General features: G+C 49.8%; 12 protein-coding genes. 6 read left to right on the top strand and 6 right to left on the bottom strand.

The window, feature by feature from the left end; genetic code table 11:
- Window positions 1-41 precede the first annotated feature (41 nt).
- The 3 genes from gyrA to NA330_RS18435 all read right to left on the bottom strand — a co-directional run bounded on the left by gyrA (window position 42) and on the right by NA330_RS18435 (window position 5630).
- Window positions 42-2678 carry a DNA topoisomerase (ATP-hydrolyzing) subunit A gene (gyrA, locus tag NA330_RS18445; RefSeq protein WP_001281212.1) on the bottom strand — a complete coding sequence of 879 codons (2637 nt, stop codon included), beginning with the start codon at window positions 2676-2678 and terminating at the stop codon, window positions 42-44.
- Window positions 2679-3087: 409 nt separating this feature from the next.
- The gene (locus tag NA330_RS18440) at window positions 3088-4290 is read right to left on the bottom strand and encodes a mandelate racemase/muconate lactonizing enzyme family protein (protein ID WP_000705581.1); all 1203 of its coding nucleotides are present in this window, start codon (window positions 4288-4290) and stop codon (window positions 3088-3090) included.
- Window positions 4291-4304: 14 nt separating this feature from the next.
- On the bottom strand, window positions 4305-5630 hold the full coding sequence (locus NA330_RS18435) for an MFS transporter (RefSeq protein ID WP_000098078.1): 1326 nt from the start codon (window positions 5628-5630) through the stop codon (window positions 4305-4307).
- A 49-nt stretch (window positions 5631-5679) separates the two neighbouring features.
- On the opposite strand from NA330_RS18435, the gene NA330_RS18430 reads away from it, so the two are divergent.
- The 5 genes from NA330_RS18430 to yfaE all read left to right on the top strand — a co-directional run bounded on the left by NA330_RS18430 (window position 5680) and on the right by yfaE (window position 11513).
- Window positions 5680-6564, top strand: coding sequence for a GntR family transcriptional regulator (locus NA330_RS18430; RefSeq protein ID WP_000944714.1), 885 nt, complete (start codon window positions 5680-5682; stop codon window positions 6562-6564).
- A gap of 82 nt (window positions 6565-6646) precedes the next feature.
- On the top strand, window positions 6647-7375 hold the full coding sequence (gene ubiG / locus NA330_RS18425; RefSeq protein ID WP_001091009.1) for a bifunctional 2-polyprenyl-6-hydroxyphenol methylase/3-demethylubiquinol 3-O-methyltransferase UbiG: 729 nt from the start codon (window positions 6647-6649) through the stop codon (window positions 7373-7375).
- Window positions 7376-7730: 355 nt separating this feature from the next.
- Window positions 7731-10016, top strand: coding sequence for a class 1a ribonucleoside-diphosphate reductase subunit alpha (gene nrdA, locus NA330_RS18420; protein ID WP_001076494.1), 2286 nt, complete (start codon window positions 7731-7733; stop codon window positions 10014-10016).
- Window positions 10017-10128: 112 nt separating this feature from the next.
- Window positions 10129-11259, top strand: a complete 1131-nt coding sequence (gene nrdB / locus NA330_RS18415; protein ID WP_000332026.1) for a class Ia ribonucleoside-diphosphate reductase subunit beta — start codon at window positions 10129-10131, stop codon at window positions 11257-11259.
- A complete protein-coding gene (gene yfaE, locus NA330_RS18410) occupies window positions 11259-11513 on the top strand; it encodes a ferredoxin-like diferric-tyrosyl radical cofactor maintenance protein YfaE (protein ID WP_000533921.1) in 255 nt (84 codons plus the stop codon). Before nrdB ends, yfaE begins: the two co-directional genes overlap by 1 nt.
- Before the next feature lies 1 nt (window position 11514).
- Here yfaE and NA330_RS18405 read toward each other — a convergent pair whose 3' ends face one another.
- Window positions 11515-12705, bottom strand: coding sequence for an MFS transporter (locus NA330_RS18405; RefSeq protein ID WP_000660247.1), 1191 nt, complete (start codon window positions 12703-12705; stop codon window positions 11515-11517).
- A gap of 161 nt (window positions 12706-12866) precedes the next feature.
- Here NA330_RS18405 and NA330_RS18400 point away from each other — a divergent pair, with 161 nt between their 5' ends.
- The gene (locus NA330_RS18400; protein WP_000176718.1) at window positions 12867-13745 is read left to right on the top strand and encodes a LysR family transcriptional regulator; all 879 of its coding nucleotides are present in this window, start codon (window positions 12867-12869) and stop codon (window positions 13743-13745) included.
- A 115-nt stretch (window positions 13746-13860) separates the two neighbouring features.
- Here the strand turns inward: NA330_RS18400 and glpQ are convergent, their stop codons facing one another.
- Both glpQ and glpT read right to left on the bottom strand, forming a co-directional pair.
- Window positions 13861-14931, bottom strand: a complete 1071-nt coding sequence (gene glpQ / locus NA330_RS18395) for a glycerophosphodiester phosphodiesterase (RefSeq protein ID WP_000858952.1) — start codon at window positions 14929-14931, stop codon at window positions 13861-13863.
- Between the two features lie 4 nt (window positions 14932-14935).
- Window positions 14936-16294: a glycerol-3-phosphate transporter gene (glpT, locus tag NA330_RS18390; RefSeq protein ID WP_000948739.1), complete on the bottom strand. Its 1359-nt coding sequence runs from the start codon at window positions 16292-16294 to the stop codon at window positions 14936-14938.
- Window positions 16295-16328: the final 34 nt, after the last annotated feature.

Here is a 16328-nt window from a genome sequence, read left to right as displayed (position 1 = left end):
AGAAAAAGGGCCGGATATCCGGCCCTCGCACAGCAATAACATTACTCGTCAGCGTCATCCGCAACGTCGTCATCGCTTTCCGCTTCCGGGGCGATATCCTCATCCCCTTCCGCCACGCTGCCGTCGATAGCGTCGAGTTCTTCGTCATCTACCGGTTCAGCAACGCGTTGCAGACCCACCACGTTTTCATCTTCCGCCGTGCGGATAAGGATAACGCCCTGGGTATTACGTCCCACTACGCTGATCTCGGACACACGGGTACGCACCAGAGTACCGGCATCCGTGATCATCATGATCTGGTCGCAATCGTCTACCTGTACCGCACCGACAACGGAACCGTTGCGCTCGGTCACTTTGATAGAGATAACGCCCTGCGTCGCACGAGACTTGGTCGGGTACTCGTCCGCTGCGGTACGCTTCCCGTAGCCGTTTTGCGTTACGGTCAGAATAGCGCCTTCGCCGCGTGGGATGATCAGAGAGACGACTTTATCGTCTCCCGCCAGCTTAATACCGCGCACACCGGTCGCGGTACGCCCCATCGCACGGACAGCGTCTTCTTTGAAGCGCACCACTTTACCCGCGGCCGAGAACAGCATGACTTCGTCAGAGCCAGAAGTCAGGTCAACGCCAATCAGCTCGTCGCCGTCGTTGAGGTTCACCGCGATAATACCGGCGGAACGCGGACGGCTGAATTCGGTCAGCGCCGTTTTCTTCACGGTACCGCTGGCGGTCGCCATAAAGACGTTGACGCCTTCTTCGTACTCACGAACCGGCAGAATCGCGGTGATACGTTCGTTGGCTTCCAGCGGCAGCAGGTTAACGATCGGACGACCGCGCGCGCCACGACTGGCTTCCGGCAGCTGATAGACCTTCATCCAGTACAGACGGCCCCGGCTGGAGAAGCAGAGGATGGTGTCATGGGTGTTGGCCACCAGCAGGCGGTCGATAAAGTCTTCTTCTTTAATACGCGCGGCAGATTTACCTTTCCCACCACGACGTTGCGCTTCGTAATCCGTCAGCGGTTGATATTTGACGTAACCCTGGTGAGACAGCGTCACGACAACATCTTCCTGGCTAATCAGATCTTCGATATTAATATCGGCGCTGTTGGCGGTGATTTCGGTACGACGCTCATCGCCGAACTGATCGCGAATTAACTCCATCTCTTCGCGGATCACTTCCATCAGGCGATCGGCGCTGCCCAGAATGTGCAGCAGTTCAGCAATCTGCTCCAGCAACTCTTTGTATTCGTCGAGCAGTTTTTCATGCTCCAGGCCGGTCAGTTTCTGCAAACGCAGATCCAGAATCGCCTGCGCCTGCTGCTCAGTCAGGTAATACTGACCGTCACGCACGCCAAATTCTGGCTCCAGCCATTCCGGACGCGCGGCGTCATCACCAGCGCGCTCCAGCATCGCAGCAACGTTGCCCAGATCCCACGGACGCGAAATCAGCGCCGCTTTCGCTTCCGCCGGCGTCGGCGCGCGGCGAATCAGTTCGATAATCGGGTCGATGTTAGCTAGCGCAATCGCCAGAGCTTCAAGGATATGCGCGCGGTCACGGGCTTTACGCAGTTCAAAAATAGTCCGACGCGTCACCACTTCACGGCGGTGGCGCACGAACGCTGAAATAATATCTTTCAGGTTCATGATCTTCGGCTGACCATGATGCAGCGCCACCATGTTAATACCGAAGGAAACCTGTAGCTGGGTCTGGGAGTAGAGATTATTAAGCACCACCTCACCCACCGCATCGCGTTTCACTTCAATCACGATGCGCATCCCGTCTTTATCGGATTCGTCACGCAGCGCGCTGATGCCTTCCACGCGTTTATCTTTCACCAGCTCGGCGATTTTCTCGATCAGGCGCGCTTTGTTCACCTGGTAGGGAATTTCATGGACGATGATGGTTTCACGGCCCGTTTTCGCGTCAGCTTCAACTTCCGCGCGGGCGCGAATGTACACTTTGCCACGACCGGTGCGGTAGGCTTCTTCGATACCACGACGACCGTTGATGATCGCGGCGGTCGGGAAGTCCGGACCCGGAATATGTTCCATCAGCCCTTCAATGCTGATGTCTTCGTTGTCGATATACGCCAGGCAGCCGTTAATCACTTCCGTCAGGTTGTGCGGCGGGATATTCGTCGCCATACCTACTGCGATACCGGAAGAACCGTTCACCAGCAGATTCGGAATTTTGGTCGGCATGACGTCCGGAATTTTTTCCGTACCGTCATAGTTATCCACGAAATCCACCGTCTCTTTTTCGAGATCGGCCATCAGTTCGTGGGCGATTTTCGCCAGACGGATCTCCGTATAACGCATTGCCGCCGCGGAGTCGCCGTCAATAGAACCGAAGTTACCCTGACCATCCACCAGCATGTAACGCAGCGAGAATGGCTGCGCCATACGAACGATGGTGTCATACACTGCGAAATCGCCGTGGGGATGGTATTTACCGATTACGTCACCAACGACACGGGCAGATTTTTTATAGGCTTTGTTCCAGTCATTGCCCAATACGTTCATGGCGTAAAGTACGCGACGGTGTACCGGCTTCAGGCCATCTCGGACATCCGGCAGCGCACGGCCAACAATGACCGACATCGCATAATCCAGATAGGAGCTCTTCAGCTCTTCCTCAATGTTGACCGGTGTAATTTCTCTCGCAAGGTCGCTCATCTAACCGCTATCCCTCTACTGTATCCCGGATTCAAAGGTCGCAAATTATAACACATTCGCCCACGTACTGGTAAACGGAATGCAGCCAGACAATGCTTTATTCGGGTGCCGCATGCTCTCTTCATTTATAAGCGTGGTCCCGGCGTTTATTGGCGATCGGCTTCAGAGGCGACACAGGGGAGATCGGGGCCTGGCCAGCAAGAGGTTAGAAAATCAATACCTCCCGTGTATACCCGTCATACTTCAAGTTTCATGTGCGTTGGCGGCGAGTTACTCGGCCCATCCCTGGGCCTCCCCCCGTCGCGGTTAGCGCAAGCGCTGTTCAAGACGGTTAACCATTTTATCCTGCAACTCGAATTATTTAGGGGATATGCCGGGAGGCATAAACCATAATCAGTATCACCAGATGCTATTTAATCACATAGGCCAGGTATTCTTTCACTACCTCATCGTTTAATTCCTGACCCAATCCGGGCTGTTCCGGCGCGACATAATAGCCATTTTCCGGCTGATAATCGTGGGTACAAAGTTCCCGAATAGATGCTTTCATCGCATTGGTATGATGCTCATGAATAATAAAGTTGGGAATTGCTGTTTCCATATGCAGCGCGGCTACCGTGGAAACAGGACCGCCGCAAACATGCACCTGTACAGTGGTGTCATAAATATTAGCATAGTCACAGATTTTCTTTCCTTCGGTAATTCCGCCGCAGAGACACAAATCAGGTTGCGCTACGGCAATAGACTGCTTCTCCAGTAATTCCCTGTATCCCCATCTTGTGTAGGAACGCTCGCCAGTGGCGATTGGAATCGTTGTTGAACGGGAAACTTTCTGCATATTATCAGAATTTAATGGATGGATCGGTTCTTCATAAAGAAAGATACGATACTTTTCTATCGCCTTCGCAAATTGAATAGCTGAGTTTGTACCGAGAAGAGAATGGATTTCCACGATAATATCAGCATCATCCCCCATTGCTTCACGCATAGCGGCAATTCGCGCTTCCCCCATTTTTAATTGATCGGCCAGTAACAATCCTGAATAGTTACGATTTTTATTCTGAAAAACACAGTCATCACCATTACGATCGATTTCGAGTGGATCCACTTTAATCGCATCATATCCATCGTCAAGAGCCGCACGCGCCGCCTCAGCATATTCATCAGGTGTCACTAATATCTGGCGTTTATCCCCCCAACCAAATTGTAACTGACTAGCATAGGTTCTTAATTTTTCATTAGTTTTCCCGCCAAGGAGCTGATAAACAGGTACACCTAAATATTTACCTTTGATATCCCAAAGAGCAATATCAATAGCGCTCATTCCGGCATAAAAAACGTTCCCGCCCCCCATCCCCCAAAAAGTCTTTCTGAAAAAGAACTCCCAAATTTTTTCGATATTTAGTGGATCTTCACCCACAATCAATGGCGCCAGATCTCTGATGATCCCTACGCCAGCTTTAGCGCCTGCGCCATAGGCCAGTCCTACTTCGCCAATACCACTTAATCCTGAGTCGGTATTCACCCGAATAAGTACTGGATTATAGGAGGACATCGTTTGATCTCTTTTTTTTAATTCACAGTCAAAAACTTCAATAGACGTAATTTTCATAATTTCTCCATTTATCAGGTTCGTGATACAACATTTGTTTGTTGGCTTTTTTCTTTTTTCACATCAATTTTCATTAACGCCAGAACGGCTACCGCAGCGAAGCAAAGTATTGCCTCTACAATAAATATTCCTGTCGCACCATAATGAGTAGAAACGAATCCCAGTGACTTATTAATCAGGAATCCGCCAAGACTTGAACATGAGTTAATAAACGCAATGCTGATAGCCAACCCTGACGGCGACAATAATGCAGAAGGCAGCGCCCAGTAAGGTCCGTAATAGCTGAGGATCCCAACACCATAGAACGTTAGCCCCAGCATTCTCAGCGACATTGAGGGGACAAGAGCAATCATCAGAAAACCACAGCCTGCCAGAAACATGGGTAATGCAGCATGCCATTTTCGTTCATTCTTTTTATCGGAATGCCAGCCCCACCAGGGCATGCTGAACATAGCGAAAATAAACGGAATACTCATGATTAAACCAACGTCAGTATCCGTAAAATCAGCTGAAAATCCCTTCACCAACCCCGGCAACCAGTAGTTTGCCGCCAGAGCAGCCGCCTGAATCAACATGTAGGCGAAAGAAAGCTGAAGCAAAACTGGATTTTTGATTACGGAAAGAAAGGATGAGTTGGTATTTTTATTTAATGCAGCTGCAGTTTCATTGTCAGTGCGTAATTTATTAACTAAGGCCGATATCTGCTGTGGCGTAAGCCATTTAGCCTTTTCTGGACTGTCAGGCAGTAAATAAAATGTCAGGATGCCAAGGAATACGGTAGGGATACCTTCAATAGCAAAAAGCCAGCGCCAGCCTTCATAATCCGGGGTATTCAAATGCTCGATGATCCAACCAGACATCGGTGCAGCCAATACCGATGCAACAGCAATAGATAACATGAAGAAACTATTGACTTTTCCGCGTTCACGAGCCGGGAACCAGCATGCAAGATAATAAACCATGCCCGGGAAAAAGCCAGCTTCAAATACCCCCAAAAAAATGCGAGCCAGCAAAATATGTTGAGTATCTTTAGCAAAAAAAATCAGCCCTGTTACCGCTCCCCAGCCGATAATAATGGAACTAATCCATTTTCTTGCACCAAGCTTTTGCAAGCCAATGCTACTCGGAATTTGAAAGATTAAATATGATATGAAGAATATAGAAGAAATATTAGCGAAATCCTCAGGCGTAATACCGAGAGATTCATTCATGCGTAATGCAGCAAACCCAATATTGACACGATCCATATAGTTAAAAAAGTAAAGAATAAAGGCCAAAGGAATGATTTTCCTTTTTACAATACGAATTGCATCGTATAAATTTTCTTGTGGACTACTCATTTTGCATCACCTTTTATGATTCAATGAATAAGGGTATTGACCGGAATCGATGTTACGTAAAAAACAATACAATTCAAAAGCTAATGTGTCATATCTGATATATCAGCAAGCAAACTTAATGAAATATACAATAACAACAATAAAGTATGTAAATTTTCTTATATCTGATATATTAGATCCATTAATTTTGAATAAATTAATTACAATGGAACCGGGTTTAACCATGGAGGAGAAGAAAATGAAAAATAGATTAAAGCGTGACTTTAGTCACATATCAATTGAAATACCCAAATCCATCACCCAGGTGATTAAAGAGAAAATAAGGGAGATGATTATCCATGGCGATTTCGATCTTGGGCAAGCGATCAGTGAAAATGAACTATCAAATATTCTGATGGTAAGTAAAACACCAATTCGTGAAGCTTTTATTTGGCTGAGCTATAATGAAAACCTGGTCAACATCATTCCCCGCAGTGGGACATTTGTTTTTTCTGTCACCGACGAGGATATCAATGATCTCATCAAAATGAGGGTTATCCTTGAACAGGGCGCAATTCGTGAAGCGATGGAGAAAAATGCTAACAATGTCATAGTCGAATTAAGCAATATTTTATCGAAGTCAGCAAAAATTAATGCAGAGCGAGATACGCAAGCTTACCTCAAACTGGATCATGATTTTCATTATGTTTTTGTGAAATATGCCGATAATAAATACATTTCACAAGCACACCTGTTGATCTCAGCACGTTTATTGGCAATTCGCTACAGACTGGATTTTACCGCTGAATATATCACCAGCTCTAACCGTGGACATGCCACTATTTTGGATATGTTAAAAAACAACAACGTCGAGGGCGTTTGTAATTTTATCACGCACCACATCGGTAGCGGTTTTACAGAACGCGCAAGAAAACTTCTTGCGCTGAAAGCGTAATAAAGACGGCAGTAGATATAACGCAGCGACTTTGCACCTGCTATACTGCCCCGATAGATCAATAGCGGAATCTCATGTACTCATGAACACTGAAAAACCGTCGGTAGCTCACAACGTTGACCATAATGAAATCGCCAAATTCGAAGCCGTCGCGTCGCGCTGGTGGGATCTGGAGGGCGAATTCAAGCCATTGCATCGCATCAACCCTCTACGCCTTGGCTACATTACTGAGCGCTCAGGCGGCCTGTTTGGTAAAAAGGTACTCGACGTCGGCTGCGGCGGCGGTATTCTGGCGGAGAGCATGGCGCGCGAAGGCGCTACCGTTACCGGGCTGGATATGGGCTTTGAGCCTTTGCAGGTCGCCAAACTGCATGCGCTGGAAAGCGGCATTGAGGTAGAGTACGTGCAGGAGACGGTTGAGGAACATGCGGCAAAACACGCCCAGCAATACGACGTCGTCACCTGTATGGAAATGCTGGAGCATGTTCCCGATCCGCAATCGGTCGTCCACGCCTGCGCCCAACTGGTTAAACCCGGCGGCGAGGTGTTCTTCTCAACGTTGAACCGCAATGGAAAATCCTGGCTGATGGCGGTCGTCGGCGCTGAGTATATTCTGCGCATGGTGCCAAAAGGCACGCACGACGTGAAGAAATTCATTAAGCCTGCTGAACTGTTAAGCTGGGTAGATGAAACCGTCCTGAAAGAGCAACATATCACCGGGCTGCACTACAACCCGATAACCAATACTTTCAAACTCGGTCCCGGAGTAGACGTTAACTACATGTTGCATACCCGCGCTAAAAAAGCCTGACATCAAAGAATTTTCCTATAAGGGTTGCGTTAGATCATCGGGCGCAACCTTTCTCTTCGATGAAGAAATCAGCATTCGATCAAATTTTGATTTTTTTTTATGAATTGTTGACATCCTCTCCAGGCCTTATCAGACGCGCATTTAGCGATTCTTACGCTTTTGCAACCGCAATTTAACGCCAAAATCAACTCTTGTACTCAAAAGAATCCCTACTAGAATACTCACCATATAGCGTTTCACTTATCGATTACCCCCTATATATAGTATTTATCCACAGAGTTAGTCACAACGTGGCGTTGTGGATAAGCGGGGGGATATTTTTCTTTCACGGACAGGTAAACAGGTAGAAAACCACATGAATCAGAGTCTGCTGGTGACAAAGCGTGACGGCCGTACTGAGCGCATCAATCTCGACAAAATTCATCGCGTGCTTGATTGGGCGGCAGAAGGACTGAATAACGTATCGGTTTCTCAGGTCGAGCTACGCTCGCATATTCAGTTTTATGATGGGATTAAGACCTCCGATATCCATGAAACTATCATTAAGGCCGCCGCAGACCTGATCTCTCGCGATGCGCCGGATTATCAATACCTGGCTGCGCGTCTGGCGATTTTCCACCTGCGTAAGAAAGCCTTCGGCCAGTTTGAGCCGCCCGCACTTTACCACCATGTGGTAAAAATGGTTGAGCTTGGCAAATACGACAATCATCTGCTGGAAGACTACACGGAAGAAGAGTTCAAGCAGATGGATTCGTTTATCGTTCACGATCGCGATATGACCTTCTCCTACGCTGCCGTTAAGCAGCTGGAAGGGAAATATCTGGTGCAAAACCGCGTGACCGGCGAAATCTATGAAAGCGCACAGTTCCTCTACATTCTGGTAGCGGCCTGCCTGTTCTCGAACTACCCGCGTGAAACGCGTCTTGACTATGTAAAACGTTTTTACGATGCGGTCTCTACGTTCAAAATCTCGCTGCCGACGCCCATCATGTCCGGTGTGCGTACCCCAACCCGTCAGTTCAGCTCCTGCGTACTGATCGAGTGTGGCGACAGTCTGGATTCCATCAACGCCACCTCCAGCGCTATCGTGAAATACGTTTCTCAGCGCGCCGGTATCGGCATCAACGCTGGCCGCATTCGTGCGCTGGGCAGCCCGATTCGCGGCGGCGAGGCCTTCCACACCGGCTGTATTCCGTTCTACAAGCACTTCCAGACGGCGGTGAAATCCTGTTCGCAGGGCGGCGTGCGCGGCGGCGCGGCGACACTGTTCTATCCGATGTGGCACCTGGAAGTGGAAAGCCTGCTGGTACTGAAAAACAACCGCGGCGTGGAAGGCAACCGCGTACGTCACATGGACTACGGCGTACAGATCAACAAACTGATGTATACCCGCCTGCTGAAGGGCGGCGACATTACGCTGTTCAGTCCGTCCGATGTACCCGGGCTATACGATGCGTTCTTCGCCGACCAGGACGAATTCGAACGCCTGTACGTGAAATATGAAAACGACGACAGCATCCGCAAACAGCGTGTGAAAGCGGTCGAACTGTTCTCGCTGATGATGCAGGAACGCGCCTCTACCGGTCGTATCTATATCCAGAACGTTGACCACTGCAATACTCACAGTCCGTTCGATCCGGTTGTCGCCCCGGTACGCCAGTCTAACCTGTGTCTGGAGATTGCCCTGCCGACCAAACCGCTGAACGATGTCAACGATGAAAACGGCGAAATTGCGTTGTGTACGCTGTCTGCATTCAACCTGGGCGCCATTAAAACTCTGGACGAGCTGGAAGAACTGGCTATTCTGGCAGTACGCGCTTTGGATGCTCTGCTCGATTATCAGGATTACCCGATTCCGGCTGCCAAACGCGGCGCAATGGGCCGTCGTACGCTGGGCATTGGCGTGATTAACTTCGCCTACTGGCTGGCGAAAAACGGTAAGCGTTATTCCGACGGCAGCGCCAATAATCTGACGCATAAAACCTTCGAAGCCATTCAATACTATCTGCTTAAAGCGTCCAACGAACTGGCGAAAGAGCAAGGCGCCTGCCCCTGGTTCAACGAAACCACCTATGCAAAAGGCATTCTGCCGATCGACACCTACAAAAAAGATCTGGATGCGATCGTCAACGAACCGCTGCACTACGACTGGGAACAGCTGCGTGAGTCGATCAAAACCCACGGTCTGCGTAACTCCACGCTATCGGCGCTAATGCCGTCGGAAACGTCGTCCCAGATCTCCAACGCCACCAACGGCATTGAGCCGCCGCGCGGCTACGTCAGCATCAAGGCCTCGAAAGACGGTATTTTGCGTCAGGTCGTGCCGGATTATGAGCATCTGAAAGACGCTTACGAACTGTTGTGGGAGATGCCGAACAACGACGGTTATCTGCAACTGGTGGGTATCATGCAGAAGTTTATCGATCAGTCGATTTCCGCCAATACCAACTACGATCCGTCACGTTTCCCGTCAGGAAAAGTGCCGATGCAGCAACTGCTGAAAGATTTGCTCACCGCGTATAAGTTTGGCGTGAAAACTCTGTACTATCAAAATACCCGCGACGGCGCGGAAGATGCGCAGGACGATTTGGCGCCTTCTATTCAGGACGATGGCTGCGAAAGCGGCGCTTGTAAGATCTGATGAATAGTGCCGGGTAGCGCTATGCTTACCCGGCCTACGATTGTACGGTTTGTAGGCCGGATAAGGCGCTTGCGCCGCCATCCGGCGCTCATCCCATAAAGGATTCACTTCAATGGCATACACCACTTTTTCACAGACGAAAAACGATCAGCTCAAGGAACCCATGTTCTTTGGCCAGCCGGTCAACGTTGCACGCTATGACCAGCAGAAATATGACATCTTCGAAAAACTGATCGAAAAACAGCTCTCTTTCTTCTGGCGTCCGGAAGAGGTCGACGTCTCCCGCGATCGTATCGATTATCAGGCGTTGCCGGAGCACGAAAAACATATCTTCATCAGCAACCTCAAATACCAGACGCTGCTGGATTCCATTCAGGGACGTAGCCCGAACGTCGCCCTGCTGCCGCTCATTTCCATCCCGGAGCTGGAGACGTGGGTAGAGACCTGGGCGTTTTCTGAGACGATTCACTCACGATCCTACACCCACATTATTCGTAACATCGTCAACGATCCGGCTGTCGTTTTTGACGATATCGTGACCAATGAGCAAATTCAGAAGCGCGCCGAAGGTATCTCCGCCTACTACGACGAACTTATTGAGATGACCAGTTACTGGCATTTGCTCGGTGAAGGTACCCATACCGTTAATGGCAAAACGGTTGTCGTGAATCTGCGTGAGCTGAAGAAAAAACTGTATCTGTGCCTGATGAGCGTGAACGCGCTGGAAGCCATCCGCTTCTACGTCAGCTTCGCCTGCTCTTTCGCATTTGCCGAGCGTGAACTGATGGAAGGCAACGCCAAAATTATCCGTCTGATCGCCCGTGACGAAGCGCTGCATCTGACCGGCACGCAACATATGCTGAACCTGTTGCGTAGCGGCGTGGACGACCCGGAGATGGCGGAAATCGCCGAAGAGTGTAAACAGGAATGTTATGACCTGTTCGTGCAGGCGGCGCAGCAGGAAAAAGAGTGGGCGGACTATCTGTTCCGCGACGGTTCGATGATCGGCCTGAATAAAGACATCCTGTGTCAATACGTTGAATATATTACGAATATTCGTATGCAGGCGGTAGGACTGGATCTGCCGTTCCAGACCCGCTCCAACCCAATCCCGTGGATCAATACCTGGCTGGTGTCCGATAACGTTCAGGTCGCGCCACAGGAAGTGGAAGTTAGCTCTTATCTGGTCGGACAAATCGATTCGGAAGTCGATACCGACGATCTGAGTAATTTCCAGCTCTGATGGGACGCGTCACGCTGCGTATCACTGGCACACAACTGCTGTGCCAGGATGAACACCCTTCTCTGCTGGCCGCGCTGGAATCGCATAACGTTGAGGTGGAGTATCAGTGCCGCGAAGGTTATTGCGGCTCCTGTCGTACCCGACTGGTTGCCGGTCAGGTTGACTGGATTACGGAACCTTTAGCGTTTATCCAGCCGGGAGAGATTTTGCCCTGCTGCTGCAGGGCAAAAGGCGATATCGAAATCGAGATGTAACTCAGTGCAACTCGCTGGTGGAAACCAAAGGCATCACGCCACGTTTTTTCATCTGCACGGCATACAGTGCGCCAGCGAGTACCACCAGCACCGCGCCAGCGACATAAATCATACGATAGCCAACCGACTCAACCATCATTCCCATGATAAAGGCGCCAATCGCCATTCCGGCATCCATCGCGTTAAAGAACAGTGAATTCGCCACGCCGATTTTATGCGGTTCAACCGAGCTGATAATTTGCGTCTGGAAAACCGGCGTGACCGAACCGTAGCCGATACCGATGAGACCGCCGGAAATAATCATCATGATGCTGCCATTGGTGTAGCCCAGCGCCACCAGACCGATGGTAAAAGCCAACAGGCATGGGAAAACAACATATTTCGGCCCTTTTTTATCACAAATATTCCCGGTGAAGGTACGGCATATCATCAGGAAAATCGCGTAGCACAGCAGGAAATTACTGGCCGCCGCCATTAAATCCAGCTCACGCGCATACAGCGCCAGGAAAGCCGAAACGCCGGCATAGGAGAAAGTCATAAAAAAGGTGACCAGCGCAAAAGGCAAGGCGGCGCGGTCAAACATCGCGGCAAAACCCAGATTCGGTTTCGAACCATCGGCATGACGAATTACCGGAGGGACCGTCACAATCAGGGAAAGTACAATCCCTAACGCCGCTACAGCGGAACAAAGCCAGAATGCGGCAGTGAACGCGTTCCAGCGGGCCATATTCAAACCGATCCACGGTCCTACGACCATCGCCAGGCCCATCGCTAAAGAGAAAAAGCTGATGCCCTCTCCACGTCGGGAGGCCGGAATTAACCGCGCTGAAATAGTTCCTTTTACCGTGGTAATAACACCAAACGTAATCCCATGAAGTACGCGGATAAAGAGCAGCGACTCGATAGAATGGCAAACCGGATACAGCGCGGTAATCACCAAAAAAGCCAGAGAAGAGAGCACCAGAATCTTTTTATTCGAATATTTTCCCACCCACTGTCCGGCAAATGGCCGAATAACAATTGCCGCGGCCAGGAAACATGTCACTAACAGCCCGGCCTTATCTGCAGAAGCATGCAGGCGGTCAGCGATATAAATGGGTAATAAAGTTAGCAGTACATAAAAAACAAAAAAGATAATAAAACTGACTATGGTGATTGCCCAAAAATCCTTCGTCCATAATTTTTCTTTCATTCTTAACGACCCGCTCAGATGGCGCACGCAGGCAACGCTCAGCTCAACTGAACACCTATCAGGTGCGTCAAAATGTGATGTATTCGATAGAATCGCAGTATAAACAAGTGCACTCTATTAGAAAAATTAATCGTTTTAATTATATTGATTAGGTTTTACTAATGACGCTAACCCAAATCCATGCCCTGCTTGCCGTACTGGAGTACGGCGGATTTACCGAGGCCAGCAAACGGCTATACATGACGCAATCCGCCGTCAGCCAGGCCATCTCCGCGCTTGAGGAGGAGCTCGGCGTTGACATATTGATTCGTGAGCGTCGTAAAGAGATTGAGCTTACCGCCGCCGGTAGCCGCATCGTCAGGCACTTACGCGCGATCCAGCGCGACGTCAACGCGGTAAAAGAGATTGCCGAACAAGAAAAAAAGAACCCGGCCCGTACGCTACGGATTGGCTGTTTTCCCAGCGCCTGCGCCTGCATTTTACCCGGCGTCATTCGCTATTTTGAAAGCCATCATCCAAATGTAAAAATTATCCCCTATGAAGAGAACAGTACGGCTATTATTGATTCGCTGCAGGACGGAAGTATTGATGCCGGTTTCGTTCCTTTTCCGGTCAACGGTATGTATTGCGTCCCCATTTACCGGGATAAATTCACCGTAGTGGTGCCTGAAAATCATCCCCTGGCGGCCAATAGTACAGTAACGGTCGAAGAACTGATGGACGAACCCCTTATTGTCAGTAAAGGTCGTTATGAATTAAGCATTATGGCGTTGTTTAAAGAAAAGGGTATTGAGCCGATATTTAAATATGAATTTAACCATCCCGATACTGCGCTGAATTTTATTCGCCAGGGATTAGGTATCGCCTTATTGCCAGAATTAACCTTAAAAGCCACGGCAGGAAAATTATGCTCCGTGGCGCTGGAACCCACCTTTTATCGACAAATTTCCCTGTTAGCAAAAGAACCGCCGGTAGAAGGAAGTCCGCTATTTTTATTACAAAAATGTATGGAAACACTGACCGATGAGGGGTTGCTATAAAACAACCCCGCCTGATGGCATTGCGTTTACCAGACTTACGCTGGCAAACGTTGCGCCAGGCCGGATGAGGCGTTTATGCCCTTATCCGGCGCGTCACTTCGACTATGGCAAACCTTTAGTCATTTTTTTGCAGGAACATGACCGCCTTATCCGGGAAGTCAGTGAACAGCCCGTCGACGCCCGCCTTGTTATACAGGATGTCGTACAACTGATTGACGTCTGTGGCATAGTCCGGCAATTGATCGGCACGCACAGTGTAAGGATGCACTACCATCTTATTCTGATGCGCGTCTTGCACCATTCCAGTCAGCTTGATATTCCCTTTCGTTGAGCCTTCCGCAACCAGCATATGGTAATCCGGACCAATACCGTCCGCATATTCCGCCACCTGCTTCATAGCGCCCGGCTTAAACATCCAGTCGTAGTTGTAATTTACCCAACGACCGTCCGGCTGTTTCTGCTGTGTTTCATTCCAGTCGGTATACGCAATAAGTTGAACCAGATTGAGATCCATCCCCATTTTGGGTTCCAGTTCATTCTTAATACGTTTCAGCTCAGCGACATCAAAACACTGCAAATAGACATTGTCCTGCTTGCCGGTGTAACCATACTTCTTCAGCACTTCCAGCGTTTTCGCGGCAATATCTTTCCCTTCCTGATGATGGAACCACGGTGCTTTAATTTCCGGATAAATACCGATATTTTTACCGGTAGAATGATTTAATCCCTGAACGAATTCAATTTCCTCTTCAAAGGTATGAATGCGGAAATCAGATTTTCCCATCGGGAAACGGCCCGGATAAGTTTGTACTTTTTTGCCGTTTTCAATATCAAACCCTTCGGTAAACTTCAGGGATTTAATTTCATCCAGCGTAAAATCGATAGCGTAATAGCGCCCATCTTTACGCGCCCGGTCCGGAAAACGATCAGCGACGTCAGTTACCCGGTCAAGGTAGTGGTCATGGAGGACGACCAGATGGTCGTCCTTTGTCATCACTAAATCTTGTTCCAGATAATCTGCCCCTTGCGCATACGCCATCGCTTTCGCCGGTAGCGTATGCTCCGGCAGATAACCGCTGGCGCCACGGTGGGCGATAACGACTTTTTCAGCCGCCACGGCGCCGCTTCCGATGGTCATTCCTGCCAACATTAACGCCACGCTAAGGTTTTTCAGTGTGGTTTTCATGTTATTAGCCTCCGTTGCGTTTTAACTGCAGCTCATCATGATGGCGTTTTTCACCAATCATCACGACCACCAGCAGGATTACCGCCAGAATGCTGCCGCCAATCATCACCATAAAGCCGCCATCCCAACCGAAGAAGTCAACGGTATAACCCACAATGGCGCTTGCAGCGACAGAACCGCCCAGGTAACCAAACAGACCGGTAAAGCCCGCCGCCGTACCCGCCGCTTTTTTCGGCGCCAGTTCCAGCGCGTGCAGACCGATCAACATTACCGGGCCGTAGATCAGGAAGCCGATGATAATCATACAAGCCATATCAACGTTCGGGTTTCCTGCCGGGTTCATCCAGTAAACGATGGTCGCGATAGTCACCAGGGTCATAAAGAACACGCCGGTCGCACCGCGGTTGCCGCGGAAGACTTTATCCGACATCCAGCCACACAGCAGCGTGCCCGGAATACCCGCGTATTCATACAGGAAGTAGGCCCAGGAGGATTTATCCAGTGCGAAATGCTTCACTTCTTTCAGGTAGGTCGGCGACCAGTCGAGGATGCCGTAGCGCAGCAGATAAACAAACACGTTGGCGATAGCGATGTACCACAACAGTTTGTTTGGCAGTACGTACTGCATGAAGATCTGCTTCGCAGTCAGCTCTTCTTCCGCTTTTTCGTTGTAGTCGTCCGGATAGTCGTTTTTATACTCTTCGATAGGTGGCAGACCGCAGGATTGCGGCGTATCGCGCATCATTGCGAAAGCGAACAGCGCCACCACAATCGCGCCAAAGGCTGGCATATAGAGCGCCGCTTTCCAGTCGTTAAACCACGCCATCCCCAGCAGGAACAGCAGTGGCGGGATCCCGCCGCCGACGTTATGCGCACAGTTCCAGACCGACACAATGCCGCCGCGTTCTTTCTGCGACCACCAGTGAACCATCGTACGTCCGCACGGCGGCCACCCCATCCCCTGGAACCAGCCGCAAAGGAACAACAGTACAAACATCACGGCGATGCTGGATGTCGCCCACGGTACAAAGCCCATAAACAACATGACTGCTGCGGCCAGAATCAACCCTGCCGGCAGAAAAACGCGCGGATTCGAGCGATCGGACACCGAACCCATTATAAATTTCGAAAAACCATAAGCGATGGAAATCCCGGACAGAGCAAAGCCCAGATCGCCGCGTGAAAAACCCTGTTCTACCAGGTAGGGCATCGCGAGGGCAAAGTTCTTGCGCACCAGATAATACGCGGCATAGCCAAAGAATATCCCCAGGAAAATCTGCCAGCGTAATCGGCGATAGGTCGGATCAATCTCCGCCGCTGGCAAGCGCGCTTTATGCGGCGCTGGTTTAAAAATACTCAACATATTGTAGCCTCCGTGGCCCGTATTTTATTTAGAG

This window comes from Salmonella sp. NW722 (genome assembly GCF_051702785.1).
In the GTDB taxonomy this organism is placed as follows: Bacteria; Pseudomonadota; Gammaproteobacteria; order Enterobacterales; family Enterobacteriaceae; genus Salmonella; species Salmonella enterica.
The sequence above is the reverse complement of the archived record's forward strand: the minus strand, read 5'-3'. Positions and strand labels throughout refer to the sequence as shown.

What these genes read in the sequence shown, in the direction of transcription:
- gyrA (WP_001281212.1), bottom strand. Translation starts at nt 2,678, where the DNA reads ATGAGCGACCTTGCGAGAGAAATTACACCGGTCAACATTGAGGAAGAG.
- NA330_RS18440 (WP_000705581.1), bottom strand. Translation starts at nt 4,290, where the DNA reads ATGAAAATTACGTCTATTGAAGTTTTTGACTGTGAATTAAAAAAAAGA.
- NA330_RS18435 (WP_000098078.1), bottom strand. Translation starts at nt 5,630, where the DNA reads ATGAGTAGTCCACAAGAAAATTTATACGATGCAATTCGTATTGTAAAA.
- NA330_RS18430 (WP_000944714.1), top strand. Translation starts at nt 5,680, where the DNA reads ATGTTACGTAAAAAACAATACAATTCAAAAGCTAATGTGTCATATCTG.
- ubiG (WP_001091009.1), top strand. Translation starts at nt 6,647, where the DNA reads ATGAACACTGAAAAACCGTCGGTAGCTCACAACGTTGACCATAATGAA.
- nrdA (WP_001076494.1), top strand. Translation starts at nt 7,731, where the DNA reads ATGAATCAGAGTCTGCTGGTGACAAAGCGTGACGGCCGTACTGAGCGC.
- nrdB (WP_000332026.1), top strand. Translation starts at nt 10,129, where the DNA reads ATGGCATACACCACTTTTTCACAGACGAAAAACGATCAGCTCAAGGAA.
- yfaE (WP_000533921.1), top strand. Translation starts at nt 11,259, where the DNA reads ATGGGACGCGTCACGCTGCGTATCACTGGCACACAACTGCTGTGCCAG.
- NA330_RS18405 (WP_000660247.1), bottom strand. Translation starts at nt 12,705, where the DNA reads ATGAAAGAAAAATTATGGACGAAGGATTTTTGGGCAATCACCATAGTC.
- NA330_RS18400 (WP_000176718.1), top strand. Translation starts at nt 12,867, where the DNA reads ATGACGCTAACCCAAATCCATGCCCTGCTTGCCGTACTGGAGTACGGC.
- glpQ (WP_000858952.1), bottom strand. Translation starts at nt 14,931, where the DNA reads ATGAAAACCACACTGAAAAACCTTAGCGTGGCGTTAATGTTGGCAGGA.
- glpT (WP_000948739.1), bottom strand. Translation starts at nt 16,294, where the DNA reads ATGTTGAGTATTTTTAAACCAGCGCCGCATAAAGCGCGCTTGCCAGCG.